The sequence below is a fragment of the Streptomyces iranensis genome (genome assembly GCF_017874715.1).
GTDB classification, from domain to species: domain Bacteria; phylum Actinomycetota; class Actinomycetes; order Streptomycetales; family Streptomycetaceae; genus Streptomyces; species Streptomyces iranensis.
Genome location: NZ_JAGGLR010000016.1, coordinates 168,003 through 189,557 on the forward strand (window position 1 = coordinate 168,003; position 21,555 = coordinate 189,557).

The following is a 21,555-nucleotide window of genomic DNA, read 5'->3' on the forward strand; positions in this document are numbered from 1 at the left end:
TGGAATCTAGTGGTGTGCGGCGGAGCGGTGGGAGCGCGCGATGGGCGACGGCACGGGGATCCAGCACGGCAAACAGCACAGCAAGCAGCACGGCAAGCAGCACGGCGATCAGCACGGCAGTCAGCGAGGACACGAACAGGGGATCGAGCGGGCGCGCAAGACGGCCGAAGAGCTGGTCTACGCCTCCGGTTTCGGCAATGAGCACAGCAGTGAGGCCGTGCCCGGCGCACTGCCCATCGGCCGCAACTCCCCCCAGCGCGCCCCGCTCGGGCTCTACGCGGAGCAGCTGAGCGGCAGCGCCTTCACCGAGCCGCGCGCCACCAACCGCCGCTCCTGGCTGTACCGCATCCGGCCCTCCGCCGCGCATCCGCCGTTCACCCGCATCGCGGGCGGCGCGCTGCGCGGGGCACCCTTCACCGAGGCCGTGCCCGACCCCAACCGGCTGCGCTGGGACCCGCTGCCGGAGCCGCCGAAGGGCACCGACTTCCTGGCCGGGCTGTGGACGCTGGGCGGCAACGGCGACGCCACCCAGCGCGCGGGGATGGCCATCCACCTCTACGCCGCCAACGCCCCCATGACCGACCGGGTGTTCAGCGACGCGGACGGCGAGCTGCTGATCGTCCCCGAGCGGGGCGGGCTGCTGCTGCACACCGAGTTCGGCCTGCTGCGCGCCGAGCCGGGGCATATGGCGCTGATCCCGCGCGGGGTGCGGTTCCGGGTGGAGCCGCTGGAGCCGTCGGTGCGCGGCTATGTGTGCGAGAACTACGGCCGCCCCTTCACCCTCCCCGACCTCGGCCCGATCGGCGCCAACGGGCTGGCGAACCCCCGGGACTTCCTCGCCCCGGTCGCCGCGTACGAGGACGTGGAGCGCCCGGTGGAGGTGGTCAACAAGTTCTGCGGCAATCTGTGGGCCGCCACCTACGACCACTCGCCGCTGGACGTGGTCGCCTGGCACGGCACCCATGTGCCGTACGTGTACGACCTGCGCCGCTTCAATGTGCTCGGCACCATCAGCTACGACCACCCGGACCCGTCCATCTTCACGGTGCTCACCTCGCCCTCCGACACCCCCGGGCTCGCGGGCGTGGACTTCGTGGTCTTCGCCCCGCGCTGGCTGGTCGGGGAGGACACCTTCCGGCCGCCGTACTTCCACCGCAATGTGATGAGCGAGTACATGGGGCTGATCGAGGGCGCGTACGACGCGAAGACCGGCGGCGCGGGGGGCTTCGTACCGGGCGGTGGCTCACTGCACAACATGATGTCCGCGCACGGCCCGGACCATGAGACATTTCTGCGGGCGAGCGCGGCCGAGCTGGCGCCGCACAAGCTGGACGACGGGCTGGCCTTCATGTTCGAGACGCGCTGGCCGGTCACGGCCACCCGGCAGGCGCTGGAGGCGGACCACCTCCAGGGGCGCTATGACGACGTATGGCAGGGTCTGGAACGCCATTTCCGTCCCTGAACGCCGCCGCCGTTGCCGCCCGCGTCGACCGGAGACCGTGTGACCACCTTCGCCCCCGACTCCCTCGCCCTCAACCGCAAGTTGCCGCTGTGGTACCAGGTGTCGCAGTCGCTGCGGGCCTCGATACTCGGGCGGGCCCCGCACGATCCGCTGCGGCTGCCGACCGAGGACCGGCTGGCCGAGCACTACGGGGTCAGCGTGCTCACCATGCGGCAGGCGCTGAAGGAGCTGGAGACCGAGGGGCTCATCAGCCGCCACCGGCGGCGCGGCACCTTCATCGAGCCGAACGCCCGGCGGGCCGCGCCGGTGCGGCTGCTGGGGTCGGTGGACGCGATCGTGGCCCAGCAGTCGGGTGAGCGGACGACGGTGCTGGAGCACGGCCCGGCACCGGTGCCGGCGGCGCTCGCGGAGTACTTCCCGGGCCTGGACGAGGCGACCGCCTACCGCAGGCTGCGCCGGGACGGCCACAGCGGCGAGCCCACCAACTGGGCGGAGAACCTGGTCCGCCCCGAGCTGGCCGACCGCATCGACCTCGCGGACCTCGCCCGATGGCCGATGACGAAGGTGCTGCGGGACGCGGTGGGGGTGCGGATCAGCCGGATCACGGACACGGTGGAGGCCCGCCTCGCCGACCCCGAGACCTCCCGGCTGCTCCAGGTCCCGCTGCTCAGCCCGATCCTGCACTACACGGGGGTGACCTACGACGAGAGCGGCCGCGTGGTGGACGTGGCCCGCATCCACTACCGGGGCGACCGGTTCTCCTTCTCGGTCACGGTCGAGGCGGACTGAGCGGCACCCGCCGGGTCGTGACGCCTGCGGCGTGGCTGCTCCCCTCCCCGCCCCTTCCCGACACCTGACGATATGCGGCTCCGCCGCGTGCGGGGCTCCGCCCCAGACCCCGCTCCTCAAACTCCCCCAGCTACCGCTGGGGGAGCTTGAGGACACGCCCGAAGCGCGTCCGGGGGCTGGGGCAGGGCCCCAGTTTCGGGAAGGGGCGGGGAGGGGAAAGACCAGCCGGGCCGCACAGTCCCAGGTGCCGTGGCCACGGCGGCCGGAGCCACCGGAGCGGCGGCGGACGACGTCGGGCAGCCCCCTGGACGTCGGGCAGCCCCCTGGAAGGACAGGGCGGCATCGATACCATGCCGGGCGTGGGAGAACGTGAGGCGCCGCCGCTGGGTGACCTGATGCCGTGGGCCGTGGGGCCGCTGCGGCTCGGGCGGGCCTGGGTCATGGGACCGGACGCGGCCTCGCTCGGGGCGCGCTGGGAACGGCTGACGCGGGCCGAGGACGAGGCGGCGCGGGCCGCGCTGTTCCGGCCGACCCGCGCCCGTACGCCGCACAGCTCCGTACCGCAGCTGCCCGGCCAGGCCACCTCCACGGCCCGGCTGGCGCGCGAGGACGGGCCGTGCCCCGAGCCGGTGCGGATCGCGCACGGCCCCTTCGACCAGCAGTGGCTGATACCGGATCACCGGCTGATCGACGCGGCCCGCCCCGAGCTGTGGCGGGTGGCGGACGACCGGCAGATCCATGTCGTCGAGGCCGCGGGACCGGACCCGGACCCGGTGCTCACCTTCTCCGCGCTGCTGCCGGACGGCCACTCCCCCGCGGGCCGCCCCGGCCGGATCCGTCCGCTCTACCGCCGCCCCGACGGACGGGAGCCCAATCTCGCCCCCGGGCTGCTGGACCACCTCACCACGCGGCTCGGCCGCCCGGTGACCGCCGAGGACTTCCTGGCCTGGACCGCCGCCACGGCGCGCGGCGCGCCATGCGCCGTACCCCTGACCGCCGACCCGGAGCTGTGGGGATCGGGCGTGGAGCTGGGCCGCCGCGCGCTGTGGCTGCATACGCGCGGGGCGCGCAGTGGTGAACGCCCGCGCATGCCGGGTGGCCGGCGCCCCTATGTCCGCGCCGCGCTTCCGTCGAGCGGGCTGCCGGGCTCGCTGGACTACGACCCGGACGAGGAGGCCCTGCTGCTGGGCGAGGGCCGCATCTCGCCCGTCCCGCAGGCCGCATGGGACTTCCAGGCGGGCGGGGTGCGGGTGCTGGAGACCTGGTTCGAGCAGCGCACCGCCGCGCGGGAGCCGGGCACGCTGGAGGCGATCGGCCCGGCGGGCTGGCCGTCCGCGTGGACCTCGGAGCTGCTGGAGCTGATCACCGTGCTGGCGCTGCTCGCCGAGCTGCGACCGGAGCTGCGGGCGCTCGCCGACCGGGTGGCGGACGGCGCGCTGATCGACACGGCGGAGCTGCGGGGGGCGGGGGTGCTGCCGGTGCCCGGCGCGGCGCGGCGCCCGGCGTCCGTACTGGATCACCACGAAGAGGGCCCGGAGGGGCAATTCGCCCTGCTCTGAGCCCGCTATGTGCCCGCCTTGCGGACTGGGGCTCTGAGCCCGCCTCGTGGGGCTGTGCGCCCATCCCCCGGGCGCGCCGATCTCTCAGATCTCTCACCAAAGCCACGGCCGCACCGCGGCCACGGCGGCCGGTCGTGGCCTCTCGTCGGCATCCCACGGCGACAACGGCGTGGGGTGGATCACAGCACGGAACTCACCGGCTGGAGCGAACCGGTTGACCCCGTGCCTGCCCGGGATGACGACGAAGACGCCTACGGGCCGGCCGGGTCAGCCGCGGCTGCCGAACAGTGAACGGCGCAACCGGCGCAGCGGCGCGAACAGCGACACCCGCGCACTCCGGCTGTTCTTCACGCGCGCGTGGTCGCGCGCGGTCAGCTCCTGCATCAGCACCGCCGCACTCTCCGCCTCCCGCTGCGGGACGGCAGGGCCGCCCATCACCGCGAGATGGCGCTCGAGGCGCGCACTGGACGCACCGCTTCCGCAGTTGATCGCAGGCACTCGTGGCCTGCTCCGTACCGTTATCTGCTCCATGACACTCCCCACCCGTACGAGGGCACCCGCCCCGGGCAGAGTAACCCTACCTCCCCGAGCCGTCACCCACGCATCCCAGGTTCCGGATTCACCACCACGTCAAGGGTGTTGACGATACCTATCACGCGCAAACAAATTTCCGGGCCGACCAATCCATTCGTCCGCCGGGTCCGAATAGCCGCATGAAGGACTGCTCCAACAAGCGTGCGAAGGACCTACAGGATGACCGCAATCACCAAGAGCTTGGCCACGCTGGTCAGCTGCGCACTGGCCGCCGGCGGGCTCACGGCCGCCGGAGTGGCCGTACTGCAGCCCGGGACGGCGCAGGCTTCGAGCCACCGCGAGGCGCCGCTGATCTCCGGTCAGCCGCAGTACGACGCCACGGACGTCTACGCGTTTGTCAGCCCGGACAAGCCGGACACGACCACCATGGTCGTCAATGTGCTGCCGTTCCAGGACCCCGCGGGCGGCCCCAACTTCTACAAGTTCGCCCATGACGCCCGCTACGACCTGCACGTCGACAACGACGGCGACGGCCAGGGCGATCTGCTCTTCCGGTGGACCTTCAAGGACCACCTCAAGAACGGCGACACGTTCCTCTACAACACCGGGCCGGTGAACTCGATCGAGGACGCCACCCTCAACTTCACCCAGACATACGACCTCGAAGTCATCAAGCTGAAGCATCAGAAGGCCGTCGCCCGCGCCAAGCTGGGCAGCGATCTGCCGGTCGCGCCGTCGAACGTCGGCAAGGCGTCCATGCCCGACTACTCCAAGCTCCGCGACCAGTCGGTGCAGAAGATCGGCTACAGCGGGGGCTCGACCGCCTTCGCCGGTCAGGCCGACGACCCGTTCTTCCTCGATCTGCGCGTCTTCGACCTGCTGTACGGCGGCGACATGTCCGAGGTGGGCAACGACACCCTCAAGGGCTACAACGTCCAGTCGATGGCCCTCCAGGTGCCGACGTCGGCGCTGACCGAGTCCAAGGACCAGCCGGTGATCGGCGTCTGGGCCACCACCCACCGGCAGACCGCCGACGGCGACTGGACCCAGGTCTCCCGGCTCGGCAGCCCGCTGGTCAACGAGGTGGTCATCCCGCGCAAGGACAAGGACAAGTTCAACGCCTCCTCGCCGTGGGACGACGGGCAGTTCCTGAAGTTCGTCCAGGACCCCGAACTCCCCAAGCTGGTCGAGCAGATCTACAAGATCAAGGCGCCGGACACCCCGCGCGACGACCTGGTGCAGGCGTTCCTCACCGGTGTGCCCAAGCTCAACCAGCCACCGAACGTCCGCCCCGCCGAGGAGCTCCGGCTCAACACCTCCATAGAACCCAACGGCAGCCCCAAGCGGCTGGGCGTCCTGGACGGCGACAACGCGGGCTTCCCCAACGGCCGCAGGCTCTCCGACGACGTCCTGGACATCGCGCTCCAGGCCATGGAGGGCGAGCTGCTCGGCAAGAAGAACGACTTGGGCGACGCGGTGGACGAGAACGACCAGAAGTTCGGCGGCTCCTTCCCGTATCTGGCGCTGCCCAGCTCCGGCTCGGACGCCAAGGCCGTCTCGAAGAGCGCCGGGCAGTCGCTGCTGAACGGCGGCTCGGGCGTCGGCTCCTCCTCCGACGACAACATGCTGCTGGCCGGGTCCGCGGCGGCCGGTGGCGGGGCCGTGTTGCTGCTGGGCCTCGGATTCCTCTGGATGCGGTCGCGCCGGCGGGCTCCGCGCGTGCGCCGGCACTGAACCGCGGGTGCCACCGGGCCCGTACCACCGGGCGCGGCCCCGCCGAAACCCGCGCGGCGGCCGCGCCCAGGCTCCTCCTCACCCGTTCGACCCTTCCGTCCGTCCGCCCGTCCGTCCGCCCGCCCTTCCGTCCGTCCGCCCGTCCGTTCCGCGCGTTCGTAGCTCAGCGAAAGGCAGCTGTCACCATGGCTCTACGGCCATCCCTCCCCCCCACGGCCCGGACCGCGGCCGTGGTGTTCGCGCTCGCGGCCGGGCTGACCGCCGCCTCGATCGTGATCGACGCCTCGGACGGGCCGGGCGGATCCGGCGGCGGCCCGGACGCCGCCCGCGCGGTGCACCCGGCCGCCGCGCGGTACGAGCAGCTCAGCGGCGACGGCCTCGCCCGGCAGATCGACGCGATGCAGACCCATCTGCGCGGTGAGCCGAAGGACGCGGAGAGCTGGGCCGGTCTCGGCTCGGCCTATGTCGAACAGGCCAGGACCAGCGGCGACCCCACCCGCTATCCGCAGGCGGACAAGGCGTTCGCCCGCTCCCTGTCCCTCGAGCCGCGCGACAACGACGTGGCGCTCGCCGGGCGCGCCTCGCTCGCCGCCGCCCGCCATGACTTCCGGGGCGCGCTGCGCGACGCCGACAAGGCCCTGAAGGTGAACTCCTACAGCCAGGGGGCGCTGGCCGTCCGGGTGGACGCCCTCGTCGAACTGGGCCGCTACAAGGACGCGTACACGGCCGCCAAGAAGGCCGACTCCCTGCGCCCCGGCATCCCCGTCTTCACCCGCCTCGCCTACGTCCACGAACTGCGCGGCGACCCGGCCGGGGCGCGCCGGGTGCTGCTGCGCGCCCAGGACTCCGCCACCTCGCCCAGCGATATCGCCTATGTGTCGACGGCGCTCGGCCAACTGGCCTGGAACCAGGGCGAGTACGGCACCGCGCGGCGCGCGTACGGCACCGCGTTGCGCGCCGTTCCCGGCTATCTCCCGGCGCTGGAGGGCCAGGGCCGCACCTCGGTCGCGGACGGCCGCCAGAAGGCGGGGATCCGCGATCTGGAGGCGGTCGTACGGCGCTATCCGCTGCCCGCCGAGCTCGCGGCCCTGGGCGAGGCGTACGAGGCGCGGGGCGACCGCTCCAAGGCGCGCGGGCAGTACTCGGTGGTCGACACCTGGATCGCGCTCGCACGGGCCAACGGGGTGGCGACCGACCTGGACAGCGCGCTGGTCGCGGCCGACCACGGCGATGTGAAGGAGGCGCTGAAGGCGGCCCGCGCCGAGTGGGACCGGCGGCGGACCGTACACACCGCCGACGCGCTGGCCTGGGCCCTGCACCGCAACGGCAAGGACGAGGAGGCCCTGAAGTACGCCAAGGACGCCGCCGAACCGGGCTACCGCAACGCGGCGTTCCTCTACCACCGGGGCGTCATCGAGAAGTCCCTGGGCGACGACGCATCGGCGCGCCGCCGCCTGAAGGCCGCACTCGACCTCAACCCGGGGTTCTCCCCCACGGGCGCGAGGGCGGCGAAGGCGGCGCTGAAGGAGCTGGAGGCCGCCCGATGACACTCCCCCACCCCGCCCCTTCCCGAACCGGGGACGACCAGCTCCCCGCCCCCCGCCCGGCGCTCCGCACCCGATACCCCGCCGACGAAACCGAGAGGCCCCGGCAGCGCGGCCGTGAAACCCAGAGCCCTGGGCAAGGGACCCATTGGCGGCTCGCGGCCGCATCTCCGACCCGGAGCCCTGGGCGGCGTGCCCGTTGGCGGCTGGGGGCGTTCGGGGTGCTGGTGGGGGCCGTGGCGATGGTGGTGTTGCCTGCGGGGAGTGCCGAGGCGCATCCGCTCGGGAACTTCACCGTCAACCGTTACGACGGGCTCGTGGTCACCCCCGGGACGCTGCGGGTCGACCATGTCGAGGACCTGGCCGAGATCCCCGCCGCCCAGGCGAAGCCGGAGATCGACCGCGACGGCGACGACGCGCTGTCCGGGCGGGAGTTGGGCGCGTGGGCGGCGCGGCGGTGCGCCGGTGCGGCGGAGGGGGCGCGGCTGACGGTCGACGGGCGCGAGGTGCCCGTACGCGCCGGGCGCGCGCAGGCCCGTCAGCGCCCCGGACAGGCCGGGTTGCCGACGCTGCGGGTGGAGTGCCGCCTCACGGCCGCGCTGGGCGACGGCGAACGGGCGACGGTCGCGTATCGCCCGCGCGACATCGGTACGGGCCCCGGCTGGCGGGAGGTGACGGCACAGGGCGACCGTATGACGCTCACCGATGCCAACGTCCCCAAGACCTCCGCCTCCCACCGGCTGGTCCGCTACCCGGCGGGGCAGCTCTCCTCGCCGCCCGACCAGCGGTCGGCCGCCCTCAAGGTCGAGGCGGGCGGCCCCGCGCTGGCGAGCGCGGCGGAGTCCGACCGGGACGAGGCGGTGGGCTCGTCGGTGCTGCCGCGCGGGGTGGACCGGTGGACGCAGGCGCTCACCTCGATGGTGGCGCGCCATGACATCACCTTCGGCTTCGCCCTTACGGCCTTCGCCACCGCCGTCCTGCTGGGCGCGATGCACGCCCTGGCCCCCGGCCACGGCAAGACGATGATGGCGGCGGCGGCCGCGGCGGGCGGGCGCAGCGCGCTGCGCGACATACTGACGCTGGGCGCGTCGGTGACGGTCACCCACACCTTGGGGGTGTTCGCGCTGGGCCTGCTGGTCACGGCGGGTTCGGCGGCCGCCCCCTCGGTGATCTCATGGCTGGGCATCGCGAGCGGTGTGCTGGTGGCGGTAGCCGGGGCGGGACTGCTCCGCAAGGCGCTGCGCCGCCGTCGGCACATGCGAGCCCACCACCACAGCCACGACCACGACCACGACCACGCGCATAAGGACGACCACGCCCACGCCCACGGGCATACGCACACCCATGACCACGGCGACGGTCACACCCACACCCACGAGGTGCGCCCCACCCTGCGCGGCACGCTGCTGCTCGGCTTCGCCGGGGGCATGGTGCCCAGCCCCTCCGCCGTCATCGTGCTCGTCGGCGCGGCCGCGCTGGGCCAGGCGTGGTTCGGCTTCGTCCTGGTGGTGGCGTACGGGCTCGGGCTGGCGCTGACGCTCACGCTGGCCGGGTTCACCGCGGTGCGCCTGGGTGTGCGGGCCACGGAGCGGCTGGCGGCGCGCAAGGGGTCCGGGGGCCGGATCGACCAGCTGCTGGGGGCGGTGCGCCGCGCCTCGCCCGTCGGAACCGCCGCCGTCGTCCTCGCGTTGGGGTGCGGATTGGTGCTCAGGGGGGCGGCAACCACGCTCGGTTGAGGTACATTCAGCCCGAATTGCTCGGTTGAGGGGGAGGGGCTCGGCCATGGGCGAAGAGGGTTTCGGGCGGCAGGGCGAGCGGGTGGGCGGCGGCCGCTATCGCCTGCTGGGCGAGCTGGGCCGGGGCGGCATGGGCATGGTGTGGCGCGCGTACGACGAGGCGCTGGGCCGCGAGGTCGCCATCAAGGAAGTGCGCGCCCCTGCCGGGCTCGGGGACCGCGACATCGACCGGCTGTACGCGCGGATGGAGCGCGAGGGCCGGGCGGCGGCGCGGGTGTCGCATCGCAATGTGGTCACCGTCCACGACGTGGCCATGGAGGGCCGCCCGTGGATCGTGATGGAGCTGGTGCGCGGGCTGTCGCTGGCCGATGTGCTCGACGCCGAGGGGCCGCTGCCGCCCGCGCGGGCCGCGCGCGTCGGCGCGGAGGTGCTGGCCGCGCTGCGTGCCGCGCATGCGGTGGGCGTGCTGCACCGGGACGTGAAGCCGGGCAATGTGCTGATGGCCAACGACGGCCGGGTGGTGCTCACGGACTTCGGGATCGCGGTGGTGGAGGGCGATGCGGCGCTGACGCTGACCGGGGAGCTGGTGGGCTCCCCGGAGTTCCTCGCCCCGGAGCGCGCCCTGGGGCGGTCGCCGGGGCCGGAGGCGGATCTGTGGTCGCTGGGCGTGCTGCTGTACGCGGCGGTGGAGGGGTTCTCGCCGTTCCGCCAGGACACCCCGCTGAGCACGCTGCGCGCCGTGGTGGACGAGTCGCTGCCCGAGCCGCGCCGGGCCGGACCGCTCACCTCCGTACTGGAGGGGCTGCTGGACAAGGATCCGCGGCGGCGGCTTCCGGCGGCGGAGGCGGAACGGCTGCTGCGGCTGGTGGCCGCGGGAGGCACACCGGCGGGCGGCTCGGTGTCGTCCTCGAACGCCTTCGGGCCTGTGGCCACGGCGGAGACGGAGCCCCTGGGCCGGTTACCGGAGCCCGGTGCGACGCCCGCGAATCCCCCGGCCCCGGACGGTCCGGCGGGGCCCGCCGATGAGCCACCGCCGCCACGGCGGCAGCGGGCCGCGGTGGCGGCCTTGGTCGCCGGGGCGCTGCTGGCCGTGCTGTCGCTGGGCGGGTTGGCCTGGGCGCTGCTGAACAACGGCGGCTAGGCGCGTCCAACGGACCGTGACGCCTGCGGCGGGCTGCTCCCCGCCCCTCCCCGCCCCTTCCCACAACTGGGGCTCCGCCCCAGACCCCGGGCCGGACGACCGCGATGTGCGCGGGCGCCCGCCCGGTCATCGGCCCCCGGGGTCCAGGGGCGAAGCCCTTGGTAGCGGGGGCCCGGGGTCTGGGGCGGGGGGCCACAGGCGCGGCGAAACCGCGTGCCCGCGACGGCGGAGGGGCCCGCGAGGAGGCCCCGGCGGACGGGGCCCCCTCCCCTGCGAGTGGTGGCGGCCGCGGGTCAGGCGGCTGAGCTGAAGACCGGGAGGTAGCCACCGGACTGGCCGGCGGCGGTGGGGTGGTAGGACTCGTCGATGGGGAAGGTGACGCTGTTCAGCCAGGCGCTGCCGGAGCAGATCTCATGCCCGGTGAAGGTCGCGGTGACGTCGCCGAAGCTGAAGCCGTGGTCGGCGGCGCGCTTGGCGGTGACGGAGTTCAGAACATCCGCGCCGCTGTTGATCGCGGCGCGCTCGGCCTCGCTGAGGCCCACGACGCAGGAGCCGCTGAGCTTGTAGAACCGCGGGTAGCCGAGGACGACGACATGCGCGGAGGGGGCCTTGGCGCTGATGGTGTTGTAGACCTGGTCCAGCTTGCCGGGCAGGGTGTTCTGGACGAAGTTCTTGGCGCTGTTGACCGCGTTGATGCAGGTGGACTCGGACTGCAGCACACAGGTCATCATGATGTCGGCGAAGCCCGCGTCATTGCCGCCGATGGAGATGGAGACGAGGCCGGTGCCGGAGTTCAGCGGACCGAGCTGGTTGTTCAGCACATCGCCGGTCTTGGCGCCGGAGCAGGCGGTGAAGTTGAAGCTCGAGGGGGCGTGCGAGGCGGCCCAGAGGGCGGGGTACGCCTTGGTGCTGCGCTTGCAGCTGCCGCTGGCGCCGTCGTAGCTGCCCGCGCCGACGCCGGATGAGTAGGAGTCGCCCAGCGCCACATAGGCGGGGCCCGCGCTGTTCTCGGTGGCCTGGGCCGTGCCGGTCCCGGTGAGGGCGAGGACGGCACCGACGGCGAACGCACCCATCGTCGCCGTGAATCTGGACAGTTTCATTCGATCTCCCTAGCAGGATCACTGCTGTGCCGATGTGAGGCGCGATAGCCCGAAAAATGGGTAATCGCGTTCGAAACCGTCAGTCACACCGCGGGGATCGATTGCGATGGTGTGACATGGATATGTCATCCCGCGCAACGGGCCGATCTATGCGGGTAGTTGGCAAAAATCTTTCGATACGCGGCTGATACATCCATAGGTCGGATGGAATCCGGATGAGTCACCATGTGACGCCCGAACACCCCACCCGAACACCCCGCCCGAACACCCCCCGGTCACCCCACTCGAACACCCCCGGCGCACGACCGGCGCACACGGCGCGACCAGCCCTGATGAGGGCTCAACCGTCCGCCCGTCTACGGCGCGTTCGCACACTTTCTCCGTCTTGACGGCATCCGTCGACTGCGCGACATTGAAGCCCGGCATCCGGCGCTTCGGGGGGCAAAGTCGCCAATGCATACCATCACTGACAACAGACCGGCGGGTGGGGATTCGCTGCCGGTGATCGTGGGCGCCGCGGTGGGCATCGCGGGCCTCGGCGCGGCACTCGCGCTGGCCGACGTCCACTCACCGCTGCGGGCGCCGTTCACGCTGTTCTTCCTGCTCGCGGCGCCCGCGCTGGCCATAGGCAGCGCGCTGCGCGGGCTGGACGCGCTGACCCGTCCGGTGCTGGCGGTGGCGGGTGCGCTCGCGCTGGATCTGCTGGTGGCGGAGGCGATGCTGGCGCTGCGGATGTGGTCGGCGCGCGGCGGGGTGGCGGCGGTGGGGGCCGTGAGCCTGCTGATCCTGGTGCCGACGCTCTTCACCCGCCTCGCACGGCGGCGACGCATGACACGAAGTCAGGACTGAAACAACGTGGACATCGGTGTGTATCGTCCGGGCGAGCTGACGGCGGCCGACCGGGCGGTGTGGACGGCCATGCAGTCGCAGGCGCATCTGCTGGGCGCGCCGGAGCTGGCGAACCCCTTTCTGTCACCGGAGTTCACGCTGGCCGTCGGCCGCTGCAGACGCGGGGTGCGGATCGCGGTGGTCCGCGAGGAGGGGGAGCCGGTGGCGTTCTTCCCCTTTCAGCGCACCCGGCTCGGGGTGGGGCGGGCGATCGGTCTCGGCCTGTCGGACGCCCAGGGCCTGGTGCACCGGCCCGGGTTCCAGTGGGACGCCCGGGAGCTGCTGCGCGCCTGCGGCCTCACCGTCTGGGAGTTCGACCATCTCGTGGAGGGGCAGAAGCCGTTCGAGGTGGGGGCCCGCGGCTCCTTCCCCTCCCCCGTGATCGATGTGGAGCGCGGCTACGAGGCGTATCTGACCCGGCTGCGCGACCGGTCGCCGAAGTTCACCCGCACCACGCTCGCCAAGGAGCGCAAACTGGGCCGGGACGCGGGCGAGGTGCGCTATGTGCACGACGAGCGCGATCCGGCCGTGCTGCGCACCCTGATCGGCTGGAAGTCCGCGCAGTACCGCAGGACCGGGCGCAGCGATCGGTTCGCCCGTCCCTGGATCATCCGGCTGGTGGAGCAGCTCTTCCACACCCGCGCCGCCTCCTGCCAGGGGCTGTTGTCGGTGCTGTACGCGGGCGGACGGCCGGTGGCCGCGCATTTCGGGCTGTGTTCGGAACGGGTGCTCGCCTGTTGGTTTCCGGCCTACGACCCGGCATATGCCAAATTCTCGCCCGGACTTGTGCTGCATCTGCGGATGGCGGAGGGGGCCGCCGCGCAGGGTATGGACTATCTCGATCTCGGGCGCGGTGAGAAGGAATACAAGGACTCTCTGAAAACACGCGATCTCAGCGTGTCGGAGGGGTGGGTGACGCGCCGCCATCCGGTGGCGCTCGGTCATCGGGCGCGGCGCGCCCCGGTGCGCGCACTGCGGAATACGGTGGTTTCCCGGCCGGAGCTCTTCGGGCCGGCCGACCGACTGCTCAAACGCATGGGCAGCCTTCGGGAAAGGGACCCACAAGACTGACGAACAAAATTACCAAGGGGGGTGTAGCCGCAACAGGCTTGCCATAGAGTTTACGACGTCAATACCGTCGTACTTCCACCCGTGCCGGAACCATCATTCCAGGCGGCTCCAGGGGAGGGGCTTCACAGCGTCGCGATGGTTCCCGGGGCGGGAAACGCGGTAGGGGGGTGCCGCGTCCGGCTGTCCCGGTGCTTTTCGGGGTGTGCCGTGCACGCGGGCCGCGAGGCCAGTAACACCAGCCAGCTCACTTTTCCTTGTGCGGTGGTCGATGCCGTCATGGGCGGGTGAGAACCCCCCTTTCGAACCGGATACACCAAAGGACCGTCCGTGGGGCGGACGGTCCACCGGACGAGAGGGAAAACAGACTCATGAGCTCCTTTCTGCGCCCGGCCGTGCCGGAAATTGGTCCGGCGGCCGGTACGCATCCGTACCGCCCGGTGTCCTCTCATCTCGCGATAGCGCCACCGGTGAGCGTCGTGATTCCGGCGATGAACGAGGCCGAGAATCTTCCGTACGTTTTCAAAACCCTTCCCGACTGGATCCATGAAGTGGTCCTGGTCGACGGCAATTCCACCGACGACACGGTCCGGGTGGCCCGGGAACTGTGGCCCGAGGTGAAAGTCGTCGCACAGTCCGGCAAGGGCAAGGGGGACGCGCTCATCACCGGATTCGCCGCCTGCACCGGCGAGATCGTGGTAATGATCGACGCGGATGGCTCCGCCGATGGTGCGGAGATCGTCAGCTATGTGTCGGCGCTGGTTTCGGGCGCCGATTTCGCCAAGGGCTCGCGCTTCGCCAACGGCGGTGGCACGGACGACATGACGACGATCCGCAGGCTCGGCAATCGCGCGCTCACCTCGATCGTCAACCGCAAGTTCGGCGCCCGCTACACCGATCTCTGCTACGGCTACAACGCCTTCTGGCGCCACTGCCTCGATGAGATCGCGCTGGACTGCGCCGGGTTCGAGGTGGAGACGCTGATGAACATCCGGGTGGTCAAGGCGGGGCTGCGGGTCCAGGAGATCCCCAGCCATGAGTACGAGCGCATCCACGGCGCGAGCAATCTGCGGGCCGTCCGCGACGGGCTGCGGGTGCTGAAGGTGATCCTGCGCGAGCGCGGCGCCCGGCGACCGCGCCGCCCCGCGGTGGCGCCCGCGGCGGTCCGGGGGGAGGCGTCTTGACGGTGCGCCCGGTCCCGGCGCCCGAGGAGGGGACGGCGCCGAGGGTGCGGATCTCCGTGGTGATCTGCGTCTACACCGAGGACCGCTGGGACGACATCCTCGCCGCGGTGGACTCGGTGCGGGCCCAGTCGCTGCCCGCCCACGAGACGCTCCTGGTGGTGGACCACAACGCCCGTCTGCTGCGGCGGCTGCTGGACCGCTACGAGGACGAACGGGGGGCCACGGCGGCGACGGGCCAGGCGGAGACGGATCAGGGGGAGACGGGCCAGGCGGAGACGGGTCAGGCAGAGACGGGTCAGGGGGTGCGGGTGCTCGCCAACGCGGGCCCCCGCGGCCTGTCCTCCGGCCGTAACACCGGCATCGCGGCCTCGCACGGCGAGGTGATCGCCTTCCTCGACGACGACGCGGTCGCAGAGCGGGACTGGCTGCGCCACTTCGCCGCCGCGTACGCCGACCCACGGGTCATGGCGGTCGGCGGGCGCACCGTCCCGGTGTGGGCGTCGCGCCGCCGCCCGGCATGGTTCCCCGATGAGTTCGACTGGGTGGTGGGGTGCACCTACCGGGGGCTGCCGCCGGGGCGGGTGCGGGTACGCAACGTCCTGGGCGGGAACGCCTCGTTCCGCAGGGAGGCGTTCGACGCCGCCGGGGGCTTCGCGAGCGGGATCGGCCGGGACGGCGACCGGCGCCCACTGGGCTGTGAGGAGACCGAGCTGTGCATCCGGCTCGCCCGCGCCCGGCCGGACGCGCTGCTGCTGATCGACGACCGTGCGGTGATCCACCACAAGGTGCCCGCCGCGCGCGAACGCTTCGCCTACTTCCGGTCGCGGGCGTACGCCGAGGGCCTCTCCAAGGCCCTGGTGACGCGCAGCGTGGGCGCCCAGGCGGGCCTGGAGACCGAGCGCCGCTACACCACCCGGGTGCTGCCCGCGGGAATCGCCCGCGGGCTGCGGGACGCCCTGCTCGGCCGCGCGGGCGGGGCCGGTCGGGCGGGCGCGATCGTGGCGGGCGTCGCGGCGGCGGCGGGCGGCTATGTGGTGGGCACCGCACGCGCCCGCCGCGGCGGCCCCCGCTTCACGATCGCGGCGGTGCCGGACCCATCGGTGCCAGGCCCTGCGGTGCCAACGGCGGTGCCGGACCCCTCAGCGCCAAGCGCCCGAGCCGACGACGGACCAGCCCGATCGGGACACGAGGGGGCGGCATGAGCGGAAGAGTCGGGCCCACCGGACCGCGAAGGGCCTCGGCGGGCGACGCACCGGGCGAAAGCCCGGTGGGCGGCACGCCCAGCCGGAGCCCGGCGAGGGCCACGCCCGGCGGGAAACCGGCGAGCGCCACACCCAGCCGGAAACCGGCGAGCGCCACACCCAGCCGGAAACCGGCGAGCGCCACACCCAGCGGGAAACCGGTGGGCGGCACGGTCGGCGGGAGCCCGGCGAGCGCCACACCCAGCGGGAAACCGGCGAGCGCCACACCCAGCGGGAAACCGGCGAGCGCCACACCCAGCGGGAAACCGGTGGGCGGCACACCCGGCGGGAGCCCGGTGGGCGGCACGGTCGGCGGGAAACCGGGCGGTGGCGCGCCGGGCGGTAGCCCGGTTGGCGGCCCGCCCGGCGCCCGCCCGGCATGCGTCACGGTCGGCGCCAGAGCGGCACGCGTCACGGTCGCGGCCGTGGGCCGTGGCGGCGTCGGTCGGGGAGGCTCCCCGTGACGACAGGGCCGGTGCCGATCCTGATGTACCACGCGGTGGCCCACACCCCCGCGCGGGCCACCCGTGCGCTGTCCGTCGCGCCGGGCGCGTTCGCCGAGCAGATGGCGCTGCTCGGCGAGCGCGGCTTCACCCCGGTCAGCTGCGCGCGGCTGGCCGACGCCTGGCGCGGCGGCTCCTCGCTGCCGCCCAGGCCCGTGGTGGTGACCTTCGACGACGGCTACGAAGGCGTGCACCGCCACGCCCTCCCCGTCCTCGACCGCCACGGCTTCGCGGCCACGCTCTTCGCGGCCACCGGCTGGCTGCGCGGTCCGCACCAGGCGGCCGGGGCCCTGGACCTGATGCTCGACTGGGGCCAGGTGCGCGAACTGGCCAAGGCGGGGGTAGAGATCGGCGGGCACAGCCACACCCACCCGCAGCTGGACCAGCTCTCCGACGCCCGGCTGTGGTTCGAGGTGGCCCATTGCCGGGATCTGCTCACCGCCGAACTGGGCCGTCCGCCCGTGTCGTTCGCGTACCCCTACGGCTACTCCAGCCGCCGGGTGCGCCGGGTGGTGCGCTCGGCCGGGTTCGGGGTGTCCCTCGCGGTGGGCAACGCGCTTGCCGCGCGCGGTCAGGGCCCGTACGCGCTGCGCCGGGTCACCGTGCGGCGCTCCACCGGCATCGAGGAGTTCGAGCGGCTGGTGTCCGGGCGGGCGCTGTGCCGCGACTTCGCCCGGGACCGGGCCCTCACCAAGGGGTACGCCCTGGTGCGCCGATCCCGTCAGCTCTCCCGGCTTCCACGGCAGGTTCTACGGAAGGTGACGTAAGCCCGTGTCCGACACGACCATCCGGACCGAGGAGCGGACGGCCGCCGAGCGGCCGTCCGGCGGCCGGAGCGGCGAGCACGCCCCGCTGTTCCGCAACGCCTACGCGCTGATGCTCAACACGGGCATCTCCGCGGTCCTCGGCCTCGGCTTCTGGCTGGCCGCCGCCCGCTACTACACGGAGGACGCGGTCGGCCAGGGCTCGGCGGCCATCGCCGCGATGAAGCTCCTCGCGGGGCTCACCGCGGTCACCCTCACGGGCGCGCTGGCCCGGTTCATCCCGGTCGCCGGGCGGACCACGGGCCGGCTGGTGTTCTCCACCTACGCGGCCAGTTCGGTGGTCGTGGCGCTGGCCGCGGTGGTCTTCCTGCTCACGCTGAACTCCTGGGGGCCGTCGTACCGCTTTCTGCACGGCACGGTGCACGGCCTCGGCTTCATCGTCGCGGTCGTCGGCTGGTCGCTGCTGACCCTCCAGGACGGGGTGCTGACCGGGCTGCGCAGCGCGGTCTGGGTGCCGGTGGGCAATACGGTGTTCTCCGCCGCCAAGCTGCTGCTGCTCATCGCGCTGGCCGCCGCGATCCCGACCGCCGGGGTGTTCGTGTCCTGGGTGGCCTCGATCGCGGTGTCCGTACTGCCGCTGGGCTGGCTGGTGTTCCGCCGTCTGGTGCCCCGGCATATCAGGGCGACGGAGGGGCGGGCCCGGCCCGCGGGTCCCCGGGAGATGGGCCGCTTCCTCGCCGGGGACTACACCGGGTCGCTGTTCTCGCTCGCGGTCGTCTACGCCGTGCCGGTGATCGTCGCCTCGCAGGTCAGCGCGGCCGACAACGCGTACTTCTACATCACGACCACCATCGGCGGCACCACGAATCTGCTGGCCGTCAACATGGGCTCCTCGCTGACCGTCGAGGGCTCGCACGACCCGGCCCGGCTCGCCGAGAACTGCCGCGCGGCGCTGCGCCGGATGGCCCGCATCATGGTCCCGGTCTGCCTCTTCCTCTTCGTCTTCGCACCCCAGATCCTCGGCGTCTTCGGCGACGGCTACGCGGAGGCGGCGGCGCCGCTGCTGCGCTGGCTCGCGGTGGGTGCGGCGCTGCGGGTGGTCATCGAGGTGTACTTCGCGGTGCTGCGCGCGCAGAGCCGTACCTCGGGTCTCGCGGTGCTCCAGGGGCTGCTGTGTGTGCTGGTGCTGGGGCTGACGTTGCTGCTGCTGCCGCGGATGGGGCTTACGGGGGCCGGGGTCGCGGAGATCTCCAGCCTGGCGGTGATCGCGACGATCGCGGCGGTAAGGCTGCGCCGCGTGCTCAAGGGGGAGGCGGGGGCGCCGGTCGCGGAGCCGCCATCGACTCCCTCGTCCCCGGCGCCGCTGCCGGAGCAGCGCACCGCGCCGGACGGCGATCTGGCGGACCTCGCGGTCGACGGCGACCGCCGCCGCAAGCACCACCACGCGGACCACTACGGCACCCGCTGGGCCCTCCGCGCCGCCCTCGACACGGACACCCTCGCGCTCGGCATCCGCATCCGCATGCGCTTGCCGTCCGCGGCCCCGCTGTCTGCCGACGGCACGGGCTCGGACTTGGACTCGGAGTCGGAGTCGGACTCGGGCTCGGGCTCGGGCTCGGAATCCGGCCCCCGGGCCCGCGCCGAGCGCACGGACCGCCCGACCGGCGAACGTCACACGGCACGAAACGGCCCGGCTCCCGGGCCCCTCGGCCCCGTCAACGGCCCCGTCAACGGCCCGGTCAAGGGCCCGGACGACGACGCGGGTCCCGCCGGGGCGTCCGCCGGGGACGCGGCCGGTGCGCCGCGCATCCCGGCCGCCGGGGGTACGGCCGGGCCCAAGGACCGGTGGCCGGTGCTGAAGCCGGGCCCCTTGGGGACGGCGGATGCGAAGCTCCGGCAACCCGGTGCGGAACGCGGCCCGGCCGAGCCTCCCGAGGCCAAGCGGAGGTGGTCGATCGCCGATTCGCCGCACGGCGAGCCGATCGGCCAGGGCAGTGCCAACGCGTCGCAGGCGCGGAGCGGGGCTGGTGGGGTGCTGTCGGGGGCCGGGGCCTCGGCTCTCGCCGGGGCCGGGCCGCAGGCGATGATGGCCTCGGCCGCACCGCCCGCCGCCGAACCCGCAGGACGGCAGCGGGGCCAGGGGCCCACGGGACCCACAGGACCCACGGGACCCGCGGGCCTACCCGCCGCCGGGTCCGCCGGACCCGCCGGACCCGCCGAGTCCGCCGGGCCACGAGCAGGGCGGAAAGGCGCGGCCGTCCTGTGGGCGGTCGCGGGCTCCGGGCTTGCGCTCTACTGGGTGCCGCTGTTGCGCCTGGACGACGGCGATCTCGACCGTATGGGTGGGCTCGGGCTTGTCTCGGTGCTGCCCAAGGCCACCCTGCTCGGGGCCGCGCTGCTGATCGCCGCCTTCGCGGGTGCGCTGCGGCTCGCGCGGCCGCGCCGCGCCCTGCTGACCGTCGTCCTCCTCGCGACCGTCGTCTCTCTGCACGCCGTGCCCGCCGTGCTGGAGGCGCAGCCGCGGTTCCCGACCGCGTGGCAGCATCTGGGGTTCCTGGACTACATCGGCCGGACCGGTCACGCCGTGCCGGATCTCGACGCGCGCTGGAGCTGGCCCGGATTCTTCGCCGGGGCCGCGTTCCTCGCCCAGGCGGCCGGGGTGCACGACCTCTCCGAGGTGCTGCGCTGGTGGCCGACGCTCCTCCAGTTGCTCTGTCTCGCCCCGCTGATGGTGCTGTTGCGCGCCCTGCGGGCGAGCTGGCGGGCGAAGTGGACGGCGGTGTGGCTGTTCGGCTTGAGTGGCTGGGTCGGTCAGGACTACTTCTCGCCGCAGGGGTTCACCTACCTTCTCTACCTCGTCTTCGTCGCCGTGCTCCTGGTGTGGTTCCGCGAACCCCGGGTGCTGCCCGGTAAGCGGTGGCCGGGCGAGGCCGAGGCCGCGCGGGCCACGCCCGCCCAGCGCACAGCCCTGCTCGGCCTGCTGATCGCGCTCTTCGCGGCGTCGGTGGCGGCCCATCAGCTGACCCCGTTCGTGATGCTGGGCGTGGTGACCGCGCTGGTGCTGCTGCGCCGGTCGAATCTGTACGGGCTGCCGCTGCTGTGCGGGGTGATGGTGGCCATGTGGGTGGGGTTCCTGGCCGAGCCGTACTGGTCGGGCCACTGGAACGAGCTGTTCGGCGGCGTCGGCGGGGTGGGCGGCAATGTGTCCTCGTCCGTCTCGGGCCGGATCGAGGGCGGCAGCAGCGTGCACAAGCTGGTGCTGTACGTCCGCGTGGCGCTGGCGGGCGGGGTGCTGGCGCTCGCCTGCTGGGGGGTGCTGCGGCGGCGCGCCGCCGGGTTCGCCGAGCGGTCGCTGCTGGTACTGACCTTCGTGCCGTTCCTGGGCTTCGGGATGCAGTCGTACGGCGGTGAGATGGCGCTGCGCGTCTTCATGTTCGCGCTGCCGGGCGCCTGCGTGCTCGGCGCGCTGGCGGTCTTCCCCGGCGTGGGCGCGAACCGTGGAGGTGCGAACCGTGGGGGCGCGAACCGTGGGGGCGCGAACCACATGGGCGCGGCTCCCACGGGGCTGGGCCCGCTGGCCGCGCTGCTGGCCGGGCTGACCCTGATGTCCGGGTTTCTGGTGGCGCGCTGGGGCAATGAGACGTTCGAGCGGGTGCGGCCGGGCGAGGTGGCGGCGATGGAGTACGTCTACGCCCACGACAAGCCGACCGTACGGGTGCTGTGGATGAGCGACGACCCCATCAACAACGTCACCCCCGCGATGCCGTGGGGCGCCCGCGACATGGAACGGGTCCGCTACGAGCCCACCCTGGCCCCGCGCGATCCGGTGCTGGTCGGCAGCCTGGTCACGGCGCTGCGCAAGGCCGGGCCGCACTCGTATCTGATGGTGGGCCGCGGCCAGTCCACCTATCTCACCCTCGACTCCGGCTATGACGAGCACTGGCAGGAGCGGCTGCGGCGCTCCCTGGACCAGCGCGCCGAGCTGCGCCGGGCGTTCGCGAACGGGGACGCCGCGCTGTACGAGCTGAAGCGGCAGCCGCGCGGGGCCGTGCCGGAGCCCGCGCCGGGGCCGACCGGTCCGCTGGTCACCTGGACCCCGTGGTCGGTGGTGGGGGCGCTGGCGGCGGTGGCGCTGATGCTGCTGCTGGCGGCGCGCGAGGTGGTGCGGGTGGCGGTGCGGCCGAGCGTACGGCGGCTGCACTGGCTACAGGGCTCGTTCTGGTTCGCGGTGCCGCTGCTGGTCGTGGTGGTGGCGTCGCTGGTGCAGCGCTTCGTGACGATGGCGTAGCCGAAGCCGTAGCCCTATCC

14 protein-coding genes and 1 pseudogene are annotated in these 21,555 nt (G+C 73.1%); 13 read left to right on the top strand and 2 right to left on the bottom strand.

Annotation, left to right across the window (positions count from 1 at the left end):
• The first annotated feature begins 40 nt into the window (after positions 1–40).
• From hmgA to J2Z30_RS28275, 3 genes are all read left to right on the top strand, one after another.
• Positions 41–1,462 carry a homogentisate 1,2-dioxygenase gene (gene hmgA, locus J2Z30_RS28265; protein WP_245388525.1) on the top strand — a complete coding sequence of 474 codons (1,422 nt, stop codon included), beginning with the start codon at positions 41–43 and terminating at the stop codon, positions 1,460–1,462.
• A 39-nt stretch (positions 1,463–1,501) separates the two neighbouring features.
• Positions 1,502–2,251 carry a GntR family transcriptional regulator gene (locus J2Z30_RS28270; protein WP_044577651.1) on the top strand — a complete coding sequence of 250 codons (750 nt, stop codon included), beginning with the start codon at positions 1,502–1,504 and terminating at the stop codon, positions 2,249–2,251.
• A gap of 350 nt (positions 2,252–2,601) precedes the next feature.
• Positions 2,602–3,810: a type ISP restriction/modification enzyme gene (locus tag J2Z30_RS28275; protein WP_044577649.1), complete on the top strand. Its 1,209-nt coding sequence runs from the start codon at positions 2,602–2,604 to the stop codon at positions 3,808–3,810.
• Between the two features lie 267 nt (positions 3,811–4,077).
• Here J2Z30_RS28275 and J2Z30_RS28280 read toward each other — a convergent pair whose 3' ends face one another.
• On the bottom strand, positions 4,078–4,341 hold the full coding sequence (locus tag J2Z30_RS28280; protein ID WP_044577647.1) for a hypothetical protein: 264 nt from the start codon (positions 4,339–4,341) through the stop codon (positions 4,078–4,080).
• Between the two features lie 222 nt (positions 4,342–4,563).
• On the opposite strand from J2Z30_RS28280, the gene J2Z30_RS28285 reads away from it, so the two are divergent.
• From J2Z30_RS28285 to J2Z30_RS28300, 4 genes and pseudogenes are all read left to right on the top strand, one after another.
• A complete protein-coding gene (locus J2Z30_RS28285) occupies positions 4,564–6,078 on the top strand; it encodes a DUF4331 domain-containing protein (protein WP_020872466.1) in 1,515 nt (504 codons plus the stop codon).
• A gap of 185 nt (positions 6,079–6,263) precedes the next feature.
• Positions 6,264–7,625 (top strand): tetratricopeptide repeat protein, encoded by a 1,362-nt coding sequence (locus tag J2Z30_RS28290; protein WP_044577640.1) that lies wholly within the window; start codon positions 6,264–6,266, stop codon positions 7,623–7,625.
• 239 nt (positions 7,626–7,864) lie between these two features.
• Positions 7,865–9,358 carry a HoxN/HupN/NixA family nickel/cobalt transporter gene (locus tag J2Z30_RS28295; RefSeq protein WP_044582134.1) on the top strand — a complete coding sequence of 498 codons (1,494 nt, stop codon included), beginning with the start codon at positions 7,865–7,867 and terminating at the stop codon, positions 9,356–9,358.
• Between the two features lie 17 nt (positions 9,359–9,375).
• Positions 9,376–10,496, top strand: a pseudogene (locus J2Z30_RS28300) (serine/threonine-protein kinase); the annotation flags it as partial.
• Positions 10,497–10,792: 296 nt separating this feature from the next.
• Here J2Z30_RS28300 and J2Z30_RS28305 read toward each other — a convergent pair.
• Positions 10,793–11,599 carry an SGNH/GDSL hydrolase family protein gene (locus tag J2Z30_RS28305; protein ID WP_044577638.1) on the bottom strand — a complete coding sequence of 269 codons (807 nt, stop codon included), beginning with the start codon at positions 11,597–11,599 and terminating at the stop codon, positions 10,793–10,795.
• A gap of 453 nt (positions 11,600–12,052) precedes the next feature.
• On the opposite strand from J2Z30_RS28305, the gene J2Z30_RS28310 reads away from it, so the two are divergent.
• The 6 genes from J2Z30_RS28310 (at position 12,053) to J2Z30_RS28335 (ending at position 21,535) form a co-directional block, all read left to right on the top strand.
• Entirely contained in the window at positions 12,053–12,448 is a 396-nt protein-coding gene (locus J2Z30_RS28310; protein WP_044577636.1) for a hypothetical protein, read from the top strand.
• Positions 12,449–12,454: 6 nt separating this feature from the next.
• Positions 12,455–13,558, top strand: coding sequence for a GNAT family N-acetyltransferase (locus J2Z30_RS28315; RefSeq protein WP_044577635.1), 1,104 nt, complete (start codon positions 12,455–12,457; stop codon positions 13,556–13,558).
• A 368-nt stretch (positions 13,559–13,926) separates the two neighbouring features.
• Positions 13,927–14,739 carry a glycosyltransferase family 2 protein gene (locus tag J2Z30_RS28320; RefSeq protein ID WP_044577633.1) on the top strand — a complete coding sequence of 271 codons (813 nt, stop codon included), beginning with the start codon at positions 13,927–13,929 and terminating at the stop codon, positions 14,737–14,739.
• Positions 14,740–14,741: 2 nt separating this feature from the next.
• Positions 14,742–15,941 (top strand): glycosyltransferase family 2 protein, encoded by a 1,200-nt coding sequence (locus J2Z30_RS28325; protein ID WP_308280102.1) that lies wholly within the window; start codon positions 14,742–14,744, stop codon positions 15,939–15,941.
• Positions 15,942–16,467: 526 nt separating this feature from the next.
• On the top strand, positions 16,468–17,250 hold the full coding sequence (locus J2Z30_RS28330) for a polysaccharide deacetylase family protein (RefSeq protein WP_245388549.1): 783 nt from the start codon (positions 16,468–16,470) through the stop codon (positions 17,248–17,250).
• Positions 17,251–17,254: 4 nt separating this feature from the next.
• A complete protein-coding gene (locus J2Z30_RS28335; protein WP_052701649.1) occupies positions 17,255–21,535 on the top strand; it encodes a lipopolysaccharide biosynthesis protein in 4,281 nt (1,426 codons plus the stop codon).
• Positions 21,536–21,555 lie beyond the last annotated feature (20 nt).

Excerpts from the sequence above, each read along its gene's own strand:
- hmgA (WP_245388525.1), top strand. The coding sequence starts at position 41 with ATGGGCGACGGCACGGGGATCCAGCACGGCAAACAGCACAGCAAGCAG.
- J2Z30_RS28275 (WP_044577649.1), top strand. The coding sequence starts at position 2,602 with ATGCCGGGCGTGGGAGAACGTGAGGCGCCGCCGCTGGGTGACCTGATG.
- J2Z30_RS28280 (WP_044577647.1), bottom strand. The coding sequence starts at position 4,341 with ATGGAGCAGATAACGGTACGGAGCAGGCCACGAGTGCCTGCGATCAAC.
- J2Z30_RS28285 (WP_020872466.1), top strand. The coding sequence starts at position 4,564 with ATGACCGCAATCACCAAGAGCTTGGCCACGCTGGTCAGCTGCGCACTG.
- J2Z30_RS28290 (WP_044577640.1), top strand. The coding sequence starts at position 6,264 with ATGGCTCTACGGCCATCCCTCCCCCCCACGGCCCGGACCGCGGCCGTG.
- J2Z30_RS28295 (WP_044582134.1), top strand. The coding sequence starts at position 7,865 with ATGGTGGTGTTGCCTGCGGGGAGTGCCGAGGCGCATCCGCTCGGGAAC.
- J2Z30_RS28305 (WP_044577638.1), bottom strand. The coding sequence starts at position 11,599 with ATGAAACTGTCCAGATTCACGGCGACGATGGGTGCGTTCGCCGTCGGT.
- J2Z30_RS28310 (WP_044577636.1), top strand. The coding sequence starts at position 12,053 with ATGCATACCATCACTGACAACAGACCGGCGGGTGGGGATTCGCTGCCG.
- J2Z30_RS28320 (WP_044577633.1), top strand. The coding sequence starts at position 13,927 with ATGAGCTCCTTTCTGCGCCCGGCCGTGCCGGAAATTGGTCCGGCGGCC.
- J2Z30_RS28330 (WP_245388549.1), top strand. The coding sequence starts at position 16,468 with ATGTACCACGCGGTGGCCCACACCCCCGCGCGGGCCACCCGTGCGCTG.